This is a genomic window from Halalkaliarchaeum desulfuricum (assembly GCF_002952775.1).
Lineage (GTDB): Archaea > Halobacteriota > Halobacteria > Halobacteriales > Haloferacaceae > Halalkaliarchaeum > Halalkaliarchaeum desulfuricum.
Genome location: NZ_CP025066.1, coordinates 1,864,420 through 1,884,268, shown reverse-complemented (window position 1 = coordinate 1,884,268; position 19,849 = coordinate 1,864,420). Strand labels below are relative to the sequence as shown.

The 19,849-nt window shown below is 65.8% G+C and carries 20 protein-coding genes; 4 read left to right on the top strand and 16 right to left on the bottom strand.

Features of this window, described 5'->3' with window-relative positions; genetic code table 11:
• Position 1: 1 nt before the first annotated feature.
• The 11 genes from AArcSl_RS09375 to AArcSl_RS09325 all read right to left on the bottom strand — a co-directional run bounded on the left by AArcSl_RS09375 (position 2) and on the right by AArcSl_RS09325 (position 11,810).
• Entirely contained in the window at positions 2-1,192 is a 1,191-nt protein-coding gene (locus tag AArcSl_RS09375) for a (Fe-S)-binding protein (RefSeq protein WP_119818141.1), read from the bottom strand.
• Complete coding sequence (locus AArcSl_RS09370) at positions 1,189-4,680, bottom strand: RnfABCDGE type electron transport complex subunit B (protein WP_119818138.1); 3,492 nt, start codon at positions 4,678-4,680, stop codon at positions 1,189-1,191. Before AArcSl_RS09370 ends, AArcSl_RS09375 begins: the two co-directional genes overlap by 4 nt.
• Positions 4,677-5,267, bottom strand: a complete 591-nt coding sequence (locus tag AArcSl_RS09365; RefSeq protein ID WP_119818135.1) for a 2-oxoacid:acceptor oxidoreductase family protein — start codon at positions 5,265-5,267, stop codon at positions 4,677-4,679. Before AArcSl_RS09365 ends, AArcSl_RS09370 begins: the two co-directional genes overlap by 4 nt.
• On the bottom strand, positions 5,264-6,118 hold the full coding sequence (locus AArcSl_RS09360) for a thiamine pyrophosphate-dependent enzyme (protein ID WP_119818132.1): 855 nt from the start codon (positions 6,116-6,118) through the stop codon (positions 5,264-5,266). The genes AArcSl_RS09365 and AArcSl_RS09360 overlap by 4 nt, the downstream gene beginning before the upstream one ends.
• A complete protein-coding gene (locus AArcSl_RS09355; protein ID WP_217563435.1) occupies positions 6,115-7,302 on the bottom strand; it encodes a 2-oxoacid:acceptor oxidoreductase subunit alpha in 1,188 nt (395 codons plus the stop codon). Before AArcSl_RS09355 ends, AArcSl_RS09360 begins: the two co-directional genes overlap by 4 nt.
• Positions 7,302-7,688 carry a 4Fe-4S dicluster domain-containing protein gene (locus tag AArcSl_RS09350; RefSeq protein WP_217563434.1) on the bottom strand — a complete coding sequence of 129 codons (387 nt, stop codon included), beginning with the start codon at positions 7,686-7,688 and terminating at the stop codon, positions 7,302-7,304. The genes AArcSl_RS09355 and AArcSl_RS09350 overlap by 1 nt, the downstream gene beginning before the upstream one ends.
• A gap of 144 nt (positions 7,689-7,832) precedes the next feature.
• On the bottom strand, positions 7,833-8,498 hold the full coding sequence (locus tag AArcSl_RS09345) for a helix-turn-helix domain-containing protein (protein WP_119818129.1): 666 nt from the start codon (positions 8,496-8,498) through the stop codon (positions 7,833-7,835).
• Between the two features lie 133 nt (positions 8,499-8,631).
• A complete protein-coding gene (locus AArcSl_RS09340; protein ID WP_119818126.1) occupies positions 8,632-9,573 on the bottom strand; it encodes a thiamine pyrophosphate-dependent enzyme in 942 nt (313 codons plus the stop codon).
• Complete coding sequence (locus AArcSl_RS09335; RefSeq protein WP_119818123.1) at positions 9,570-10,790, bottom strand: pyruvate ferredoxin oxidoreductase; 1,221 nt, start codon at positions 10,788-10,790, stop codon at positions 9,570-9,572. The genes AArcSl_RS09340 and AArcSl_RS09335 overlap by 4 nt, the downstream gene beginning before the upstream one ends.
• A 1-nt stretch (position 10,791) precedes the next feature.
• Positions 10,792-11,271 (bottom strand): 4Fe-4S binding protein, encoded by a 480-nt coding sequence (locus tag AArcSl_RS09330; RefSeq protein WP_119818120.1) that lies wholly within the window; start codon positions 11,269-11,271, stop codon positions 10,792-10,794.
• Positions 11,268-11,810, bottom strand: a complete 543-nt coding sequence (locus AArcSl_RS09325) for a pyruvate ferredoxin oxidoreductase subunit gamma (protein ID WP_119818117.1) — start codon at positions 11,808-11,810, stop codon at positions 11,268-11,270. The genes AArcSl_RS09330 and AArcSl_RS09325 overlap by 4 nt, the downstream gene beginning before the upstream one ends.
• A gap of 208 nt (positions 11,811-12,018) precedes the next feature.
• On the opposite strand from AArcSl_RS09325, the gene AArcSl_RS09320 reads away from it, so the two are divergent.
• Together AArcSl_RS09320 and AArcSl_RS09315 are read left to right on the top strand one after the other, a co-directional pair.
• Positions 12,019-12,303 carry a DUF5789 family protein gene (locus AArcSl_RS09320; RefSeq protein ID WP_119818113.1) on the top strand — a complete coding sequence of 95 codons (285 nt, stop codon included), beginning with the start codon at positions 12,019-12,021 and terminating at the stop codon, positions 12,301-12,303.
• 149 nt (positions 12,304-12,452) lie between these two features.
• On the top strand, positions 12,453-12,875 hold the full coding sequence (locus AArcSl_RS09315; protein WP_119818110.1) for a DUF5816 domain-containing protein: 423 nt from the start codon (positions 12,453-12,455) through the stop codon (positions 12,873-12,875).
• Between the two features lie 9 nt (positions 12,876-12,884).
• Here the strand turns inward: AArcSl_RS09315 and AArcSl_RS09310 are convergent, their stop codons facing one another.
• From AArcSl_RS09310 to AArcSl_RS09295, 4 genes are all read right to left on the bottom strand, one after another.
• Positions 12,885-13,883 (bottom strand): ornithine cyclodeaminase family protein, encoded by a 999-nt coding sequence (locus AArcSl_RS09310; protein WP_119818107.1) that lies wholly within the window; start codon positions 13,881-13,883, stop codon positions 12,885-12,887.
• 96 nt (positions 13,884-13,979) lie between these two features.
• On the bottom strand, positions 13,980-14,951 hold the full coding sequence (locus AArcSl_RS09305) for a phosphoadenosine phosphosulfate reductase family protein (protein WP_119818104.1): 972 nt from the start codon (positions 14,949-14,951) through the stop codon (positions 13,980-13,982).
• Between the two features lie 149 nt (positions 14,952-15,100).
• Entirely contained in the window at positions 15,101-16,501 is a 1,401-nt protein-coding gene (locus AArcSl_RS09300) for a DUF4330 family protein (RefSeq protein WP_119818101.1), read from the bottom strand.
• A gap of 52 nt (positions 16,502-16,553) precedes the next feature.
• Positions 16,554-17,288 (bottom strand): fumarylacetoacetate hydrolase family protein, encoded by a 735-nt coding sequence (locus AArcSl_RS09295; RefSeq protein WP_119821867.1) that lies wholly within the window; start codon positions 17,286-17,288, stop codon positions 16,554-16,556.
• A 39-nt stretch (positions 17,289-17,327) separates the two neighbouring features.
• Here AArcSl_RS09295 and AArcSl_RS09290 point away from each other — a divergent pair, with 39 nt between their 5' ends.
• Both AArcSl_RS09290 and AArcSl_RS09285 read left to right on the top strand, forming a co-directional pair.
• A complete protein-coding gene (locus AArcSl_RS09290) occupies positions 17,328-18,125 on the top strand; it encodes an SDR family oxidoreductase (RefSeq protein ID WP_119818098.1) in 798 nt (265 codons plus the stop codon).
• Positions 18,126-18,453: 328 nt separating this feature from the next.
• Positions 18,454-19,128: a TIGR00266 family protein gene (locus AArcSl_RS09285; protein WP_217563433.1), complete on the top strand. Its 675-nt coding sequence runs from the start codon at positions 18,454-18,456 to the stop codon at positions 19,126-19,128.
• A 50-nt stretch (positions 19,129-19,178) separates the two neighbouring features.
• On the opposite strand, the gene AArcSl_RS09280 is transcribed toward AArcSl_RS09285, so the two are convergent.
• Entirely contained in the window at positions 19,179-19,802 is a 624-nt protein-coding gene (locus AArcSl_RS09280; protein ID WP_119818095.1) for a SagB/ThcOx family dehydrogenase, read from the bottom strand.
• Between the last annotated feature and the right edge of the window lie 47 nt (positions 19,803-19,849).

Here is a 19,849-nt window from a genome sequence, read left to right as displayed (position 1 = left end):
GTCAGTCACCTCCGTTGTTTGCGTCCGTTTCGTCGCCGGCCTCGAGTGCCTCCAGAAGCACCGTCGCCAGTTCCCGGACCGGCGCCTCGGCGCCGACCTTCTTCACGCCGTCATCGAGCGTCTGGACGCAGTAGGGACACGCCGTGAGCAGCTCCTCGGCGTCGGTGTCGTCGGCCTGTTTCGCGCGGATGTCGGCGAAGCGTTTCCCGCCGTCGCCCTCGCGCCACATGTTGCCGCCGCCACCCCCACAACAGAGCGTGTCAGCCCCCGACTCGGCGAGTTCGTCGACCTCGACGCCGGCGGCAGCGAGCAACTGTCGGGGCGCCTCGACGGCGGCCATTCCCCGGGCGAGGTAACACGGATCGTGGAACGTGACCGTCCGATCGAGGTCGCCGAACTCGAGCTGGCCTCCCTCCAGGAGCTCCGCCAGGTACTCGGTGTAGTGAACGACCTCGGCACCGAGGTCGGCGCCATCCTCGAACGTCTCCGCGCAGTGGGGACTCGTGGTGATTATCGTCTCTGCGTCCGTCTCCTCGAAGAGTGCGGCGTTCATCTCCGAGAGCTGCTGGAAGAAGTCCGGCTCGCCCGTCTGTCGGACGACGTCGCCACAGCAGACCTCCTCGTCGCCGAGGACGGTGTAGTCGACGTCGGCCGCCTCGAGCAGCTGCACCATCGCCGCCGGCACCGACTGCAGCGACGGGTCGTAGGAGGGCGTACAGCCGACGTAGTAGAGGATGTCGGCCTGTCCGCCGACCGGAACGTCGATGTCGTCGGGGACCTCCTCGAGCCAGGCGTCCCGGTCGCTCGCGGGTCGCTCCCAGGGGTTGTCCTCCTCGTAGACGCTCCAGAGCGCCCCCTCGAGCCGTCCGGGCGCTTCGTCCTCCTCGAAGGCGACTTCCCGGAGCCCGCCGATCGCGTCCATGATATCGACCCCGCGCGGACAACTCGCCTCACACTCCTTGCAGGTGAGACAGCGGTACAGCTCCTCGCCGACGCCGTCGACGCCCAGTTGGCTCTGACGCATCAGCCCGCGCACACTGATCGGCTTCTCGTCGATCGCGTCGTACGGACAGCTTGCAGTGCAGGTGCCACACTGGTAGCAGACGCTCGCGGCGCCGTCGGTCGCCTCGACGACCCGGTCCCACCGGTCGTCGTCGACGTACAGGGGCGCCGCCTCGTCGGCTTTGCTCATGGGCGATCACCTCCCGCCGCCGAGCCAGCATCACAGTCGCCACAACAGCCGCCGTCGGCGCGGGCACGGGTCTCGACGAACTCCCGGACGACCTCGTCCATCTCGGTGGCCTTGGAGGCGAACCGTTCGCCCTCGGCGGCGCTGATCCACTCGAGCTGGAGCCGCCCCTCGTCCTCCTCGTCGAGTTTGTTCTGCCACCGCTGAACGCGCTCTTCGGTGTAGGTGTTGGCGTCGATGTAGTGGCAGTCGCCGATGTGACAGCCCGTCACCAGCACCGCGCCGGCGCCCTCCTCGAAGGCGTGATCGACGAACTCCTCGTCGACCCGGCCGGAACACATCGTCCGGACGATCCGGATGCTCTCGGGATAGTTGCGCTTCTCGATGCCGGCCTGGTCGGCGCCGGCGTAGGAACACCAGTTGCACGCGAAGGTGAGTACCTTCTCCTCGGGGTTGTGTTCCAGCGCGGCGCTGATCTGGGCTTTGATCTGCTCGTCGGTGAACCCGGGCATCGTGATCGAGTCGGTCGGGCAGGCCGAGGCGCAGGTGCCACACCCCATGCAGGCTGCCTCGATCACGCTGTGGACGTCCTGTGCTTCACCCTCTACGGCGTTGTACGGACACACGTCAGCACACCGGGTGCACCCGATACAGGTCTCGGGGTCGATCTGCGCGGCGAGCGGTTCCTGTGCGATTTCGTCCTTCGAGAGTAGCGCGTCAGCCTTGGCAGCCGTCCCCAGCGCCCCGTCGACGGCGTCGCGGACGCCCTTCGGTCCCTGGGCGGTGCCGGCCATGAACACGCCGCCGACGCTGGCCTCGACCGGGCCGAGCTTCGGGTGGCTCTCCAGCAGGAACTCCTCTTCGTCGCGAGTGACGGTGAGCTGGCTCGCCACGTCGTTCTCCTCGTCGGCGCCGTTCGACCGCAACCCGGTCGCGAGCACGATCAGGTCCGGCTCGAGGACGACCTCCCGATCGAGCGTGCGTTCGTGGAAGGACAGCTCGCCGTCGTCGGGATCGTACTCGAGCGCCTCGCCCGCGGGGGTGTCCTGGTCGTACCGGAAGAACCGAACCCCCCGCTGTTGAGCCGCCCGGTATGCCTCTTCGCCACCGCGGCTGAACGTTCGGACGTCCTTGTTGACGACGTCGACAGTCGCGCCGTCGGCGGCGAGCTGGTTCGCCTGCCCGACGATCGAGGAACAGCAGTACCGCGAGCAGCCGCGGTCGCCGTCGCGTGAGCCGACACAGCCGACGAACGTCACCCGGTCGGCGTCGACGCCGCCGTCGGCGAGCCGCGCGTCGAGTTCGCGGTTCGTGATCACCTCGGGGTTGTCGTCGTAGCCGAACTCGTCTGGCTCGTACGGCGAGGCACCCGTCGCGAGCACCACCGCGCCGGCGACGATGGTCTCGCCGGAGTCGAGGTTGACCGGGAAGTTACCGACGTGACCGCTCACCCCCTCGACCTCGGTGTCGGTGTGGACGACGACGCCGTGCTCTTCGAGCTGTCGTCGGCGACGCTCGAGGAGGTCCTCGGGGTCCCGTCCCCCGGGATGGAGCTCCTCGAGGTGCCGGAGCTGACCGCCGAGTTCCTCCTCTCGCTCGATCAGGTGGACCTCGTGTCCGTTCTGGGCCATCGAGACCGCCGCCGACATCCCGGCGATCCCGCCGCCGATCACGACGCCGGTCTGCTCGACCGGCTGGTCGATCTCCTCCAAGGGCGTGAGGAACGCCGCCTTGTCGACGGCCATCTTCACCATGTCCTTCGCCTTCTCGGTCGCGCTCACCTCGTCGTCGTGGACCCAGGAGTTGTGGTTCCGGACGTTGGCCATCTCGAGGAGGTACTTGTTCAGGCCGGCCTCGGCGATCACCCGTTCGAAGGTGGGGCCGTGGGTCTTCGGCGAGCAGGAGGCGACCACCACCCGGTTGAGTTCGTGTTCCTTCACCGTCTCGGTGATGTGCTCCTGGGTGTTGCCCGCGCAGGCGAACAGCAGATCCTCGGTGTACTCGACGTTCGGCAGGTCATCGGCCCAGTCGGCGACCTCCTCGACGTCGATCGTGCCGGCGATGTTGGAGCCACAGTGGCAGACGAACACGCCGATCCGCTCCTCGCCGGTGGCGTCGATCGGCTCGACGTCGACCGGCTCGGGCCAGGTGCGCTCCTCGACGTGGGAGAGCGCCCGCGAGGCCGCCCCGGACGCCTCGGCGACGCTGTCGGGGATGTCCTTCGGCCCGGTCGCCGCGCCGGCGGCGTACACCCCGTCGCGGGTGGTTTCGGTCATGTCGCCGCCGGCCTCGGTGGTCGCAAAGAAGCCGTCCTCGTCGACCTCGACCCCGAGACGGGCGGCCAGATCCGGCGTGCCGTCGCTGGGGATGAGCGCGGGTGCGAGCACGACCATGTCGTACTCCTCCTCGCGGACCTCGCCGGCGTCGGCGTCCTCGTACCGGACGACCGGCGAGTCACCGTCGGTGTGGACCTCGGCGGGGCGACCCCGGACGTAGTCGACGTCGGCCTCCTCGCGGGCCCGGTCGTAGAAGTCGTCGAACCCCTTGCCGTACGCCCGCATGTCCATGTACAGCGCCGTGACGTCGTCGACGCCGTGGTCGACCGACTGGATCGCCTGCTTGTTGGAGTACATACAGCAGACGCGCGAGCAGTACTCGCAGTGGCGCTGATCACGGCTTCCCACACAGTAGACGAACAGCACGTCCTCGGGGTGTTCCCCGTCGGAGGGACGCACGATGTGCCCCTCGGTGGGCCCGGCGGCGTCGAGCATCCGTTCGTACTCCATGCTCGTGAGCACGTCCGGATGCTCGCCGTAGCCGTATTCGTCGATCACCTCCGGATTGAGCACGTCGAAGCCGGTGGCGACGATCACCGAGGAGACGTCGATCTCGTACTCGGTGGGCGTCATCTCGAAGTCGATGCAGTCGGGTCCGCAGGCCCGCTGACACCGGTCACACGGCATCACGTTGGGCGGGTCGTTCATACAGGTGTCCAGATCCACAACGTACGGCCCCGGCTCCGCCTGCTCGAACGGCGTAAAGATCGCGGTCCGCGACCCGATCCCCTCGTCGAACTCGTTGGGGGCGTATTCGGGACACGCCTCCACGCAGTCGTCACACCGGGTGCACTCGTCGCCCACGAACCGGGGCGCCTGGTAGACGTCGGCGGAGAAGTCGCCGGCCGCTCCCGAAAGGTCGGTGAGCTCCGCGAGCGTGAGCACCTCGATGTTGTCGTGTTCGATCGCGTCGCTCATCACCGGCCCCTCGATGCAGATCGAGCAGTCGAGGGTGGGGAAGTTCTTGTCGAGGGCGGCCATCTTGCCGCCGATCGACGGCGATCGCTCGACGAGCACGACCTCGGCGCCGGAGTCGGCGAGATCGAGGCTCGACTGGATGCCGGCGATGCCGCCGCCCACGACCAGCACGTCGGCGTCGACGCGCTCGGTCGCGGTGCGACCAGTGCCGAGCGGATCGACCCGGTCGACGCTCATTGTACCACCTCCCGTCGCTCTCCACCGAGGTAGTCGAGTTCGTCGTCGGCGACGACGGCCTGGCCGCGCTCGAACGCCCGCTCGTTGAGGTCTTCGGTGCCGTCCGGGACGGTCTCGCGGATCGCCGCCCGGACCGCCTCCGCTGGCGGCGTGCCGACGAGTTCGACGACGGCACCCAGCGTGAGGACGTTGGCGACGACCTTGTGTCCCAGTTCCTCGGCGAGGTCGATCGCCGACAGCGACGCCACCGTCGCGTCCGGCCGCCGTTCGAGCAGCGGTTCGGGATCGACCAGGTTCCGTTCGACGAGCACGAGTCCGTCCTCCGTGACGGTGTCGGCGTCACGTTCGAACGCGTCCTGGGAGAACGCGACCACGACGTCGGGATCCACCACGTTCGGGTAGTCGATCTCCTCGTCGCTGACGACGACGTCGCCCCGCGAGAAGCCGCCGGTCTTTTCGGGACCGTACGCCTCCGTCATCGTCGCGTCCATGTCGGCGTGGACGCTGGCGCCGTGGCCGAGCACGTGCGCCATCGTGATCACGCCCTGGCCGCCGAAGCCCGAAAACCGGAACTCCGTTCGGCTCATTCGCTCTCACCTCCGAGCAACCGCTCTTTGGTTTCGAGATACGACGAACTCTCCTCGTCGATGAAGTTGCCCAACACGAGGTCTTCCCCTTCCAGTGCGATACCGACCTCCTCGAGGTCGGCGTCGTGATCGATCACCGAGTGTTCCTCGAAGTAATGCATCATGTCGAGTCCCTCCGGGAAGTCGTTCGCCTTGCCGAACCCCTCCGGGCAGGGGGTGATCACCTCGACGAAGCCGATCCCCGGCTTCTCCATCGCGGCCTCGATCGCGTCCGCGAGCCGTCGCGGATGGAGGATCGTCCACCGGGCGACGAACGGGACGTCGAGGCTCTCGGCGAGAAGCGGGAGGTTGAACGGTCGCTCGTAGTTGCCCTCGGGAGTCGTCGAGGTCACCTTGCCCGTCGGGGTGGTGCCGCCGAACTGTCCGCCGGTCATGCCGTAGTTGAAGTTGTTCGAACAGACGATCGTGAGATCGAGGTTTCGCCTGGCGGCGTGCAGGAAGTGGTTGCCGCCGATGTTGAACAGGTCACCGTCGCCGGAGACCACCGACACCTCCATCTCGGGGTTGGCGACCTTCAGCCCGGTCGCAAAGGGGATCGCCCGGCCGTGGGTGGTGTGATACGAGTCGGTGTTGATGTAACCGGCCGCGCGGCCGGCACAGCCGATCCCGCTGACGACGGCGTGGTCGTCCAGCCCCTTCGGGGAGCGCTCGAGCGCCTCACCGAACGCCTTGATCGTCGTTCCGAGGCCGCAGCCGGGACACCAGATGTGGGGGATCCGACGATCCCTGAGGACACTGTCGTCGGGGTGTTCCTCGACGATTTCCGCCGGCGACTGCGTGGTCTTGCTCATCGAATCACCTCCCGGACGGTGTCGGCGACCTCGTCCGGGCGCGGGATCGCCCCGCCCGGATGGGTGTGGGCGTCGACCGGACAGGCCGCGTGGGCCCGAACCGGGGTGACGTACTGACCGAGGTTCATCTCGGCGACGACGATCCGGTCGACCGCAGCCGAGAGTGCCTCGATCTCGTCGATCGGGAACGGCCACGGGGTGATCACCCGAAAGAGCCCGGCGTCGACGCCGTCGGCCCGGAGCTGGTCGACCGCGTCGCGGGCCGAACGGCTCATCGATCCGTAGGCGATCAGGGCCACGTCGGCGTCGTCGAGTCGATACCGCTGTACGCGACAGATCTCCTCGCGGTTGTCGTCGATTTTGTCCATCATCCGTCCGAGCATCTTCTCGTGCGTGTCGACATCGATGTCCGGATGTCCACGCTCGTCGTGGGTGAGGCCGGTGACGTGCACCCGACCACCCTCCCCGGCGGCTGCCATCGGCGGAACCTGAACCGAGTTGTCGTACGGGAGGAACGTCTCCGGTTCGATCTCGTCGTCCGGCCGCGGACGGTCCACTGTCTCGACCGAGTCGGGGATCGACACCTTTCCGGTCATGTGCCCGACGGTCTGGTCGGCGAGCACGATCACCGGCGTCCGGTACCGTTCGGCGGCGTTGAACGCCTCGACCGTCAGGTCGAACATCTCCTGGGGGCTGCCCGGAGCGTAGGCGATCATCGGATAATCGCCCTGGCTCCCGTACCGAGCTTGCATCACGTCCCCCTGTCCGGGAAGCGTGGGCATTCCCGTCGAGGGGCCACCGCGCTGGACGTTGACGATGACACACGGCGTTTCGGTGATCGCCGCCAGTCCGATGTTTTCGTTCATGAGGCTCACGCCCGGGCCGCTCGTGGCGGTCATGCTCTTTTTCCCGGCGTTCGAGCCGCCGACGACGGCGGCTATGCTTGCGATCTCGTCTTCCATCTGGATGTACTGGGCGTCGGGGAGCCCGGGGAAGCGCTGGCTGATGCGCTCGGCGACCTCGCTGGCGGGCGTTATCGGATACCCCGCGAAAAACCGACAGCCTGCGGCGATCGCCCCCTCCGCACAGGCGGTGTCGCCCATCATGAAGTGATCGCCGGTGAGGACCTCCGGCTCGGTGTCGGTCGCCGTCTCCTCGCCGGATTCCTCCTCGGAGGTGGCCATCACGTCTCACCTCCCGCCGGCGTCGGTTCGGCCTCGCCGTCCGTTTGCTCGACGGTGTAAATCGCGAACTCCGGGCAGATCCAGGCGCACATGCCACAGTCCACGCAGTCGTCGGCCTTGCCCTCGGCCACCGTCGGCGGGCGATACCCTTTCCGGTTGGCTTCCCGGCCACGTTCGAGAACGTCCTGTGGACAGTACTCCCAGCAATAACTACATTCCTTGCAGCGATCGGGCAGTATCCGGACGATCCCACCCGGTACCAGGACCGACGAATCGTCGATCGGTTCGCGGGATCGATCTCGGGCGCGCTCGACGTATCGTTCGAGCCCTTCGAACCGTCCGGCACGTTTCGCCGGCCACCGTGCTGCCAGTTGTGACTCGTTCACATCAATCACTCATTTGAAATCGACACTCTACGGCGAAGGGAATCTTCCCATCAATAGATGGGGCTTTATTAGGCGGTGCGGTTCCGCCGGAATCGCGGGGAAACGCCGAGGTTTCTCGGATAAAAGCGTCCGTCCGCGACAACGCTACTCGGTATCGAGGATCGAATTCAGGAGTTTCCGCTGTGCCGCAGAGAGGTGTTCGATGAACGTCGCGGTCGCGATGTCGAGTTCGTCGGCGACTTCCCCCGCGTTGGCGCCTTTCGGGTGATCGAAGTAGCCGAGTTCGTGGGCCGTCGTCAGCACCTGCTGTTGCCGGTCGGTGAGCACGCTCTTGTCGAAGAACACGAGAGACTTGGATCCGTCCTCATCTTCCGCTCTCGACTGGACGAGTCGCCTGACCTCCATCTGCGGGTGGAACTCCCCGACCGTCTCGATTACCTGTCTGAGATCCTCCCGGTCGGCGGCGTGGAAGACGACGTACAGCGTTCCCCGTTCGCCTCTGACGTCGACCACCGGGGAGCCGTGTTGCTCGATGCACTCGCAGGGGCAGTTTCTGTCACTGACCCGTTCGAACCGATAGATTGCGCTGGAACCGTCGGTGAACGTCTTCTCGAGTTCGGTCTCCTCGATCTCCTCCGACAACTCGTCCACAGCGGGGACGCTGAACTCCTCGGTGACGTGTTTGGGGGCGTGTGGATCGACGCTTTTGGACATCGAGTAGGCGGTCACATCCTCGGCGGCCGACACCCTGGCCATCGGACAGGCTACCGCTGCCGGAATCTTCAGTTCCGCGCGGATGCCAGAAGTCATCCCTTTATATTTTTGGTTTTCCTCGTGAAAACCTTTGCTCCAATTCTCACTCATTAATGATACCCCGATATTTTTCAGGTATTCTTATACTCAATCGTGGAGTCACCGTCATGTTCCTGGAGGGAGATCGGAATCACGCGTCCAGGTCGAGTTCGTCGGCCCGTTCGTCGACGAACTCCTGGAGCTGTTCGATCACCTCCTCCCCTTCCCCCGTCTCGAAGAGGTGGTCGAACCGACCCTGACACTCGAGGTACTCCCGGACCGGTTTGCGGTCGCGGATCCGCATCACGTCCACCAGTTCCCCGTCGACGACTTCGAACAGCGGCTGCAGGCCGGTTTCGACCGCGAGCTGGGCGACGGTGACCGCCTCCGCCGGATCGAACTCCCAGCCGAGCATGCAGGGCGCCTGCACCTGGACGTATTTCGGCCCGTCGTGTTCGAGGCCCCGCTCGATTTTCTGTTTGAAGTCCTGCGGGTAGCCGATCGACGCCGAGGCGACGTACGAGCAGCCGTGCGCGGCGGCGATCGCGGGCATGTCCTTTTTGGAGGTGTCGTCGCCGAGGCTTTCCTTCCCCGGAGGCGACGTGCTGGTGCTCGCGCCCAGCGGCGTCGCGCTCGATCGCTGGATTCCGGTGTTCATGTACGCCTCGTTGTCGTAACAGACGTACAGGACGTCGTGCCCGCGGTCCATCATGCCGCTGAGACTGCGGATGCCGATGTCGAAGGTCGCCCCGTCGCCGGCAACCACGACGAAGTTCACGTCGTCGTGATCGGTGAACTCCTCTGAAGCCTTGCGATCGAAGGCGCGGTAGGCCGCCTCGATGCCGGAGGCGACGCCCGGCGCGTTCGCGAACACGTCGTGGATCCAGCTTACCCCCCACGAGCTCTCCGGGAACGGGCTGGAAATGACCTCCATACAGCCGGTCGCCATCGAGATGATCGTGTTTTCCCCGGTTGCTTCCGTCAGGTGCCGCATGGCGAGTGCAGGGGCACACCCGGCACACGCCCGGTGGCCGGGGGTGAACAGGTCGTCGTCGTACGACAGGACCGCGTCGGGTTCCGGCGGCGAACTCATGCCTGGGTCACCTCCATGTCGAGTAAGTCTCCCTTCAATTGCGGCCATCGTTCCTCCGCGAGGAATCGACGTGGATGCCCGTCTTCCGCCGCCTCACCGGTCTCTTCAATAACGGCCTCGATGTCGTCGTGGGAAACATCGCGGCCGGCGAGACCGAGGACGTAACTCCGGACGGCGGGCTGGGTATCGGATCCGTACAAAGCCGACTTGAGTTCGCTCGCCAGGCTCCCCTGGTAGCCGGGGGAGTTCTCCTTTTGCATGACGCTTACCGCCTCGACGCCGGCAAGTGCCTGGCGGAGCTGTTCGGCCGGGAACGGCCGGATCACGCGCGGTCGAACCAGTTTCACGTCCGCGGGGTGATCGGCGATGACGTGTTCGACCGTCCCCGCCAGTGATCCCAGACACACGAGTGCGAGGTCGGCGTCGACGGGACCGACTGTCTCGAGCATCCCGTCGTACTCCAGTCCGTACTTGCGACCGAACTGATCGCCGAAGGCTTCGGTCGCCTCGGCGATGACCTCCCGGGACCGGAGCATCGCTTCCTGGACGGCGTACCGCGCTTCCGTCCAGTGTTCGGGACGCCCCACGCCTCCCATCGTCGTGGGATCCGACGGGTCGAGCGTCGCGAACGGCTCCCGGTCGGGGAGATACGACGACACCGCCGCTTCGTCGGGGACGTCGACCGGTTCCTTGACGTGTGTCAGGATGAACCCGTCGAGGTTGACGAGCGCGGGCAGCGAAATCGTCGGATCCTCGGCCACCCGGTAGGCCACGAACACGGTGTCGACGGCCTCCTGGACGTCCTTGGCGAAAAACTGGATCATCCCCCCGTCGCGCTCGGCGAAGGCGTCGGTGTGGTCGTTCCAGATCGAGATCGGCGCCGAGAGGCTCCGGTTCGCGACGGCCATCACGACCGGCAACCGCATGCCCGCCGCCGTAAACAGCGGCTCGGACATGAGTTTGAGCCCTTGCGAGCACGTCGCGCTGAAGACGCGCGCGCCGGCGGCGCTGGCGCCGATGCACGAGGAGGCGGCGTTGAACTCCGAGTCGACCTTCAGAAACTCCCCGTCGAGTTCGCCGTCGGCGTGCATCTCCGAGAGCGTCTCGACGATGCCGGTCTGTGGCGTGATGGGGTACGCGGAGACGACGTCCGGCTGGGTGGACCTGACCCCGGCGGCGACCGCCTGATCGCCTTTCAGCATCGTCCGGTCGCCCATCTCACTTCACCTCCGGGATCATGTCGATGGCGTCGATCGGACACTCGGTCTCGCAGATCCCACACCCCTTGCAGTACCGGTAATCGACGGCGACTTGCTGATGACCGTCGTGTTTCGCCGCCCGCGGGACGGGTCGTCGATCGCCGGGGATCGACCGCCCCGACCCCTGGAAATCATCGACGCGGTGGACGGCGCCGTCCGGGCAGAACGTCACACAGAGCCCACACCCGACACAGGGTTCGTGGTGGATCACCGGACGGCTTTCCCGCCAGGAGCCCGTTTCGTTGACGAGGCTCGTCTTCGGGTTCGCGATCGCGCCCATCGGGACCGTCAAATCCTCGTAGGGGTCTTCGACTTGATCGTCGTCGGGTGTCGTCGAATCGGCGACGGTCGTCGAATCGGCGTCGTCCTCGGCAGGCTCCCGCCCGGCCGCCGCGGCGCGTTCGACCTCCGCCGATTCGGCCCGACCCGCGTCGGTCATACGGCGGCCACCTCCCGGAACGCGGCGTCGGCGGCGGCGGCGTTCTTCCGGCCGACGTCGCCGCCGAACGTCGAGACGGTCACCGATTCGATGCTCTCGATCTCGAGGACGCCCGTCGCGCCGGCGAACGCCCCCAGCAGCGACGTGTTCATGATCGGTCGTCCGAGATGCTCCCTGGCGATGCCGGTCGCGTCGACGGTCACGATCCGTTCGTCGGTCGGGATCGGTAGCTCCGCCGGCTCCGCCGTCGAGTTGACGACGACCGTCCCGCCCTCGATCAGCCCCTCGGCGACGTCCACGATGTCGACGAGCGTCGGGTCCTGAACGAGCACGTAGGTGGGTTCGTTCACCTGACTCCTGTCGGTGATTTTCTCCGTGTCGATCCGTGCGAACGCCTCGACGGGGGCGCCCCGGCGCTCGACGCCGAAGGCGGGGAACGCCTGTGCCCAGTCTCCCTGCTCGAATGCGGCCTCGGCGATCAGGTGGGCCAGGGTTACGGATCCCTGCCCACCGCGCCCATGTATGCGAATCTGTTCCATACCCTCAAGTTGCGACTCCCTGGGGAATGTCGTTGACTCCTACATATAGTGGTGACTTAAACCGAATCCCTCCGACAGTGAACGTATGAACAAATTTTTACCGTAACTGGCTGGTTTTTATACTGTTTGGCGCAGCAGGCTGCTCTAACATAATATCCCACGATATAAATCGTGGCCGCATATCCCTGCCAGAAGATAACAATTGACTATGAAAATAAACGAGTTGCTCACAAGGCTCGAGACGGTGACGTACCCGACGACGACCGACCGCGTCGTGGAAGAATTCGACGATCCGAAGCTCACCCTCGTGGACGGCGAGGAGCGACTGTCGACGGTGTTCGACAGGATCAACAACGAGGTGCTGGACTGCTGTGACGACGCCAAACTCGCGGTCCTCGGCGGCCTCAAAGGCGATGCCGTCGGACGGAAGGGATACAGCGATCGCGATCCGCCGACGCCGAGCGAATCGGATTCGGTAGGGCCGACGCTTTGAGCTGGTTGGCGACGACGCTGACCTCCACGCCACCACCGTGGTCGGGGAAGATCCGAACTGCCGGCGCTCGGGAACCTTCACCGGGAACAAGATAATAAACCAATATTTGTTGGTTGTTAGTTAACCCCACTATACGACCGAGTATTCGTATGAGCAGCAAACACGAACCGACAGACGGTGAGTCGACAACAGCCGAGGCGCCTCACTGTGGCGTCTGTGAGCACGTCTACTTCCAGGACGACTGGGAGCGAACCCCGTTCTGTGCGGAGTGGAACAAGGAGACCTCGATCCGCGTCGGGGAGGTGTGTTCGGCGTTCTCGCTGCAGGATGAGACAACTATCGTCGGAACCGCGCCCGCCGACACCGACGTCGATGTCGAAATCGACTGGGAGGAGCTGACGACGGGGACCGACGCGCCGTTTTTCGCCGCCTATCGGGACGACGAGAAGTACGGCTGGATGTGCGGCAACTGTCGAACGCTCGAGGTCGCGATCGACACGATGGGACAGTTCGTCTGTAACGACTGTGGGAACAAACACAGCCCGACGGAGTGGGATCCGTCCTATTTATAATCCGGTTCGTTACTCTCGGTTCCCGATCCCGAGCAGATCGAACGGCGTCCCGTTGTCGTTCTCGTCGGCGTGTTCGTAGACGACGCGAGCCGTTGCCACGTCCTGGATTGCAAGCCCCGTCGAGTCGAAGACGGTGACGCCGTCCGCCGCCGTGCGCCCGGGTTGTTCGCCGACGACGATCTCGCCGATCTCGCCGTAGATGTCGTCGTCGCCCAACAGCCCCTCGTTCCAGGGGACGTTGACCTCGCCGGAGTGGGTGCACTGTTCGTAGTCGTCGATGACGAGTTTCGCCTCCTGGAGCACCGCCGATTCGAGCTCCTGTTTGCCCTCGGCGTCGGCGCCCATCGCGTTGACGTGTGTGTGCTCGCCGAGGTCCTCGAGGGAGACGATCGGCTCACGGACGGGGGTCACCGTCGAGAGCACGTCACAGTCGGCCGCCTCCGCAGTCGAGCCGCCGAGGACGTCGAACCGGTCTTCGAACGCGTCGACGAACGCCGCGACGCGCTCTTCGTCGACATCGGAGATCACGACCGTCTCGATCGGTCGGACCTCCGCGATCGCCTCCAGTTGCGTGTACGCCTGCACGCCGGCGCCGACGATCCCCAGCGAGGTGGCGCCCTCGACTGCGAGGTAGTCGGTCGCGACCGCGGCCGCCGCACCCGTCCGTCGGGTCGTGAGCTCGGTGCCGTCCATGATCGCAAGCGGAAACGCGTTCTCCGGGTCGGAGTAGATCATCGTCCCCATCACCGTCGGGAGATCGTACTTCTTTTCGTTGTCGGGGTGGACGTTCACCCACTTCACGCCGGCTGCGTCCCAGTCGCCGGCGTCCATGTACGCCGGCATCGACCGGAAGTCGCCGTTGTACTCGGGGAGTTCGATGTACGACTTCGCCGGCATCTGGGCGTCGCCGCGCTCGTAGGCGGCAAACGCCGACTCCAGCGCCGGGACCACGCGGTCCATCGGCGCGTTCGCTGCGACGGCCTCGCTGTCCAGAAGCAACGTCTGCATGCGCGCAACTTTTGCCGGGGAGTATTCAAAGCTGTCGAGGTAGTTCCGGGGTGGTGGACTCGGAAACCGCTACACGGTGCCGAAATCTCGCGGCCGCTACATGTAGCCGAGATCCCGGAGCCGCTCCATGAGGTCTTCTTTGTCCTGTGCGCGACCGGCGCGCTCGACGGTGTTCTCCAGATCCTGGAGCCAGGCGGGCTCCTGGGTCGTCTTCTCGGTGGATACTTCACTGCCCAGCGACCGGAAGCCGGCGAAGTACTTCGGCGAAATCGGAACGTCCTCGATCGTGACGCCCTCCGGGAGGTCGTCGGCCGACTCGGGGACGTAGCCGTCCTCGGGGAACTCGTCGACGGTGGTCGGGACGACGAAGTTCCAGAAGGCCTCCCAGACGTCGCGCTCGGTGAACTGCAGGATCGGGTGGATCCGGTCGTGGGGCGGGTAGATGTCGGGGTCGTGCCGTGGCGAGAAGAACGTCTCGTCGGCGCGAGCCTCCTGTTCGTCCCATCGCACGCCCGAGATCACGCCGTCGATGTCGTACGCTTCGAGGGCGTCGTTGAGCGCAACTGTTTTGAGAAGGTGGTTGCCGACGTAGGTGTCCAGCAGGAACGGGAACGTGTCCTCCTCGTACTCGAGAATGTTGCGGATGTGGTGCCGGTTGTGCTCCGAGAGGGCGTCGACCGGGATGTCGTCACCCGGTTCGAGCCCGTGTTCGTCGACGTAGTCGCCGACATCGTCGTTGCGGGCGTACACCAGTTCGATCCCCCACTCGTCGGCCCAGTGCTCGACGAAATCAGTGATCTTCTCGAAGTGCTGGAAGTGGTCGATGAACACCGCAGTTGGCTTGTCGTAGCCGAACTCCTCGGCCACCTCGTTGATGAAGTACAGCGTGAGCGTCGAGTCCTTCCCGCCGGTCCACATCACCGCCGGGTTCTCGTACTGTTCGAGCCCTCGGCGGGTGACCTCGATCGCCTTCTCGATCTTGTGCTGGATCGAGGGATAGTCCGCGGGAGTTTCGCCCTTGCCGTCCGTGTAGTCGACGTCGACGTACGCCGGAAAGTCGTCTGTCATCTACGGGCTGGGTAACTCTGTGGACCGAAGTGTTTTGTGTTATCGAGCGAGTCCGGTCGAGGACGGCCGACCCCGGGGCTCCGACCGCCGGCTCCGGCCGACCCCGGGGCTCCGACCGCCGGCTCCGGCCGACCCCGGGGCTCCGACCGCTATCCACCGACCGAAACGACCGTCGCCTCGACGGTGACGGTGCCGAGATCCAGCGTCACCGTCGATCCCTGCCGGATCGTCTCGCCTTTAAACCGGACGCCTGCGGTCGTTTCCCGCACGTCGAGCTCGGCGGTGATCGTCACGTCCCGGTCGATCGGATGGTCGTACACACCCAGTTCACCCTCCTCGCCCCGGATGAGGATCACCGACGGCTCGACATCGACATCGGTCACGCGCGCGATCGTTTCCCCACTGCTCCGTTCGGTCTGTCCGGGACGGATCGCCGCCGCCATGTCCTCGTGGACCTCGTCCATCCGAAGGGTGACTGTCCGGGTGGCGGGCGCGCCGCGCTCCTCGGTCGTTCCGACGCGCTCGATCGTTCCCGACAGGTCGTAGGTGTCGGTCGAAAGGGAGATCGACGACCCCTGCTGGACGTACGTGTCGCCGAACTGCGGCCGCTCGCGGTGTTCCAGCGTGGCGATGGATACCCCCACGAACACGCGGTTGCGGTCGGGGTTGCTCGTGCCGTACGCCGTCACCGACTCGACGGTCGCGGTCCGGTGGCCGTCGACCTCGATCACGTCGCCCTCGGCGATCGACTCGGCGGTTTCGACGTCGACGACGTCCGAAAGGAGGACATCGGCCTCGCCGCGGTCGAGCCCGTCGCCGACGCGTTCGATCGTCCCGGAAAGGTCGTAGTCGCCGGCCGGCAGGTCGACGGTCTGCCCCCGCCGAACCGGCGTGCCGCCGAACCGGAGTTCGCCCTGCTGACGGTGGGCGTCGAGGGCGGCCTCGAGGACGACCACGCGCCGCGTCGGGCTCCCCTCCGCGTAGACGGCGACGTCCTCGACGGTGGCGACCGTCCGGTCGGCCAGACGGATCTCCTCGCCCGGCGCGATCTCCCGGGCGTCGGCGGCGTCGACAGTGTCCCGGAGGACGACCGTCGTCTCCTCGCGGTCGAGCGTGTCCTCCCCGCCGACCGCCCGGACCTGTCCGTCGACCTGGTACAGGTCCGTGACGACCTCGAGCGTCCGTCCCAGCCGGGGCGGCGCGCCGTCGTACTGGATCGAACCGCCGGAGAGCTCGCCGCGCAACTCGACCCGGAGAACGACGCGCTGTTCGTTCCCCTGCGGCGTGAGGTGTACGTCGGTGATCGTGATCCGGTCGTCACCGCCCGGACTGTAGGCGTCGCCCTCGTTGATCTCGGAGACGATGTAGTCCGGCTGTGTGCCGAGATCCAGCGTGGCGTGGGTCGTGTCGAGATCGGGTTCGGGCTCGGGGTCGTCCGAGACGACGAGTGCGGCGCCCGCGACGACGACAGCGAGCACCACGAGCACCACCAGCGCGTCGATCACGTTGACCGTGCCGAACAGCCGGCCCTCGTCGTCGATCAGTTCCATCGGATCTCACCCGGCGCGGACATCACTTGCGCAAGCCACAGCATCCTGGGAATTAGCTCTTTTGCTTCCGGGAAGCGTCGGCGACCTCGTTCGCGAGCGTTCCGACCCCCTCGTAGGTGATCTCGATCCGGTTTCCCGGCTCGATCACCCCGGGGTTCGCCGGGCTGCCGAACGCGACGGCGTCCCCCGGACGGAACGTGAACCGGCGGGAGAGATACGAGACGATCTCGTCGGGGTCGAACAGCATCAGTTCCGTGTTGGCCTCCTGCCGCGTTTCGCCGTCGATTCCGGTGTGCATCGCGACGTTCCGCGGGTCGAGGTCGGTCTCGAGCCACGGCCCGAGCGGGGCGGAGCCGTCGAAGGCCTTCCGGGCGGTCCGGCCCTGCTGGTCGAGTGCGTCGACGTCGTTCATGACGGTGTAGCCGCGGACGGCGTCCGGCACCTCCTCCGGCTCGAGGTCGCGGCACCGCCGGTCGATCACGGCGACGAGTTCGCCCGCGTACGTCAGCTCGTCGGTGAATTCGGGGTACGGGATCGGCTGCCCGTGGGCGAGCAGCGACGTCGGCGGTTTGATGAAGAAGTCCGGTTCCTCGGGTCGATCGTACTCCATCTGTTCGAGCGTCTCCGCGAAGTTCCGTCCCACACAGTACAGCGCTGACGGGTCACAGGGAGGGAGCAGGCGTCCGTCCCGGCCAACCTCGTAGGTTCCGTTCTCGGTTTCGATTCGACCGGCCTCGTAGCGTCCCTCGACGGGTCCGTCCGGCGTGAGCAGTCGCGCGCGTCGCATGACCCACGGTTTCATGGTCCATCCGATAGGCGTACCGGTATGGAGTTCGACATCGACGGCAACGTGGCACTCACGACCGCATCGTCGGCCGGCCTGGGGTACGCCAGCGCGATGGCACTCGTCCGGGAGGGCTGTCACGTCGTCATCAACGGCCGCAACGAGACCAGACTCCGCGAGGCAGCCGAGCGGCTCCGCGAGGAGGCGACTGGCGACGCCCGCGTGGTTCCCATGCAGGGGGATTTAACCGACACCGCCGACATCCAGCGGCTGGTCGAGGAAACCGTCCGGGAGTTCGGTCGCCTGGATCACCTCGTGACGTCCGCGGGCGGCCCCCCGTCCGGGCCGTTCCTCGAGACGACCGACCAGGAGTGGGAGGAAGCTTACGAGCTGCTGGTAATGAGCGTCGTGCGGCTGGTCCGGGCGGCCGCAGACGACCTCCGTGCCGACGACGGCGGGACGATCGTGACGATTACCTCCAGGACGGTCAAGGAAGCGATCGACTCGCTCGTGCTCTCGAATTCAGTCCGTATGGGCGTCATCGGTCTGGAGAAGACGCTCTCTCGGGAGTTCGCCCCGGAGGTCAGGTGTAACGCGGTGCTGCCGGGTTCTCACGAGACGGATCGGATCCGCGAACTCGTCGAGCAAGCGGTCGAGCGCGGCGAGTACGACTCCTACGAGGAGGGGCTGGCCGCCCGGGGGAGCGAGGTCCCGCTGGAACGGATCGGCGATCCGATCGAACTCGGGAATACGGTGGCGTTCCTCAGCTCGCCGAAGTCGGGATATATAAACGGCGCGGCGATCCCGATCGACGGCGGGAGCACCAAATCCAATCTATAAACCCACCTTTTTTAACGGGGGCCTCGGGTGCGGGGCGCTCACTTCGTTCGCGCCCCGCTCCCTCGACCCCCGCCAAAAAATCTCGACCAAAAAAGCCGCCTCGCTTCGCTCACGGGTCGCTGCGCTCCCCGTTCGCATTTTCGAGGCGCTCGTTTCACTCGCGCCTCGCTTCGCTCGGCGTATGCTCGGCTCGCTCGTCAATCGACCTGGCTTCTTCGGCCTTGCCAGCCTCCCTGCGCTGAACTGCGAGCCGTTCGCCTCGAATTCTCCGTACCCAACCCCCTGAAATTTCATGGTGTTTTTTACCGGTATGCTGCGGACAGCCGATATGGACTACGAATACGAGAACAAGCCCGCGTACACCACGGTGAATGCGACCCTGGATAACGGGGAGAGCGTTACCCTCGAGGGTGGTGCGTTGATCGCCCACTCCGAGAACATCGACATGGAGACCCACAGCAGTGCTGGCGGTATGCTGGGATCGATCAAGAAGTCAATGCTGGCTGACGAAGAGACGTTCCGAAACACCTTCACCGCGACCGCGAACGATCAGTACGTGAAATTCGCCCAGAACCAGCCGGGAGACATGACCGCGATCGACCTCAACGCCGAGACGTATTACGTCCAGTCGGGATCGTACGTTGCAAACGGTGAGGGGGTCGAAACCGACACTGCGAGTGGCGGGATGAGCTCCTGGCTCGGCGGGAAAGGGTTGTTCTTCCTCGAGGCCAGCGGTTCTGGAACGCTGTTCGTGGGCAGTTACGGCGGGATTATTCAAACGGAACTCGACCGGGGCGAGAAGATCACCGTCGACACCGGCCACTCTGTCGCCTGGCACGCCGACGTCGATTTCTCGACCCATCGGGTCGGTGGACTCAAAAGTACGTTACTTGGTGGGGAAGGATTCGTGATGACCTTCGAGGGGCCGGGAACTGTCTACCTCCAGACCAGGGATTATAGCTCCTTTATCGCAGACATCGCCTCGAATATCGACACTGACTAATCGCCGTCGGGGTTCAGCTTCGACTAATCACCGTCCGAGAGCAATATCCGTTACTCGCCGCCGGGTCGCTCGCCGAACGGGACCAGATATAGCGGATCCAGATCGGCGGGTAGGTCGAGCACCGCCGCGAGTTCGTCGTCGTCGAACGCGCCGACCGGACAGGCGTTCAATTCCCGTGCCTCGCAGACGAGCAGGGCGTTCTGGGCGGCGTGACCCGCTTCCATGTGGACGTATCGCTCGCCGTGGTCGGGGTACTGTCGGGTCGTTCGGTCGTAGTCGGCCGCGAGCGCGATCGTGACCGGTGCGCCGCGAACCACTGCCTGATCCAGTGCCGCCGCCGTGAGTTCCACGTGGATCGACTCCTCGATCGCGGGGTCCAGCCGGTGTTCGTCGGGGACGTACCGGTACAGCCCCGCCTCGAGTTCCTCACACCCGCCGGGCGCGACCGAGAGGAACGCCACCATCGGGAACGTCGCGCCGGCGCTCGGCGAGGCTCGCATCGGCACGCCGTCGCGTTCGTGCGTCAACCCCTGGACGGACCAAAGCAGCGTCGCGACCGCCTCGATCCCCACCGGGTCGTCCGCAAACGACCGCCTGCTCTCGCGTGCGCCGATCGTCCGTTCGATCTCGGAGAGCCCGTCGGAACCGGGCTCCGGGAGAGAGTACTCGGTCATCACGCGGAGCGTCGACGGGAACCGTCAAAAAGCGTCGGGAGCAGTCC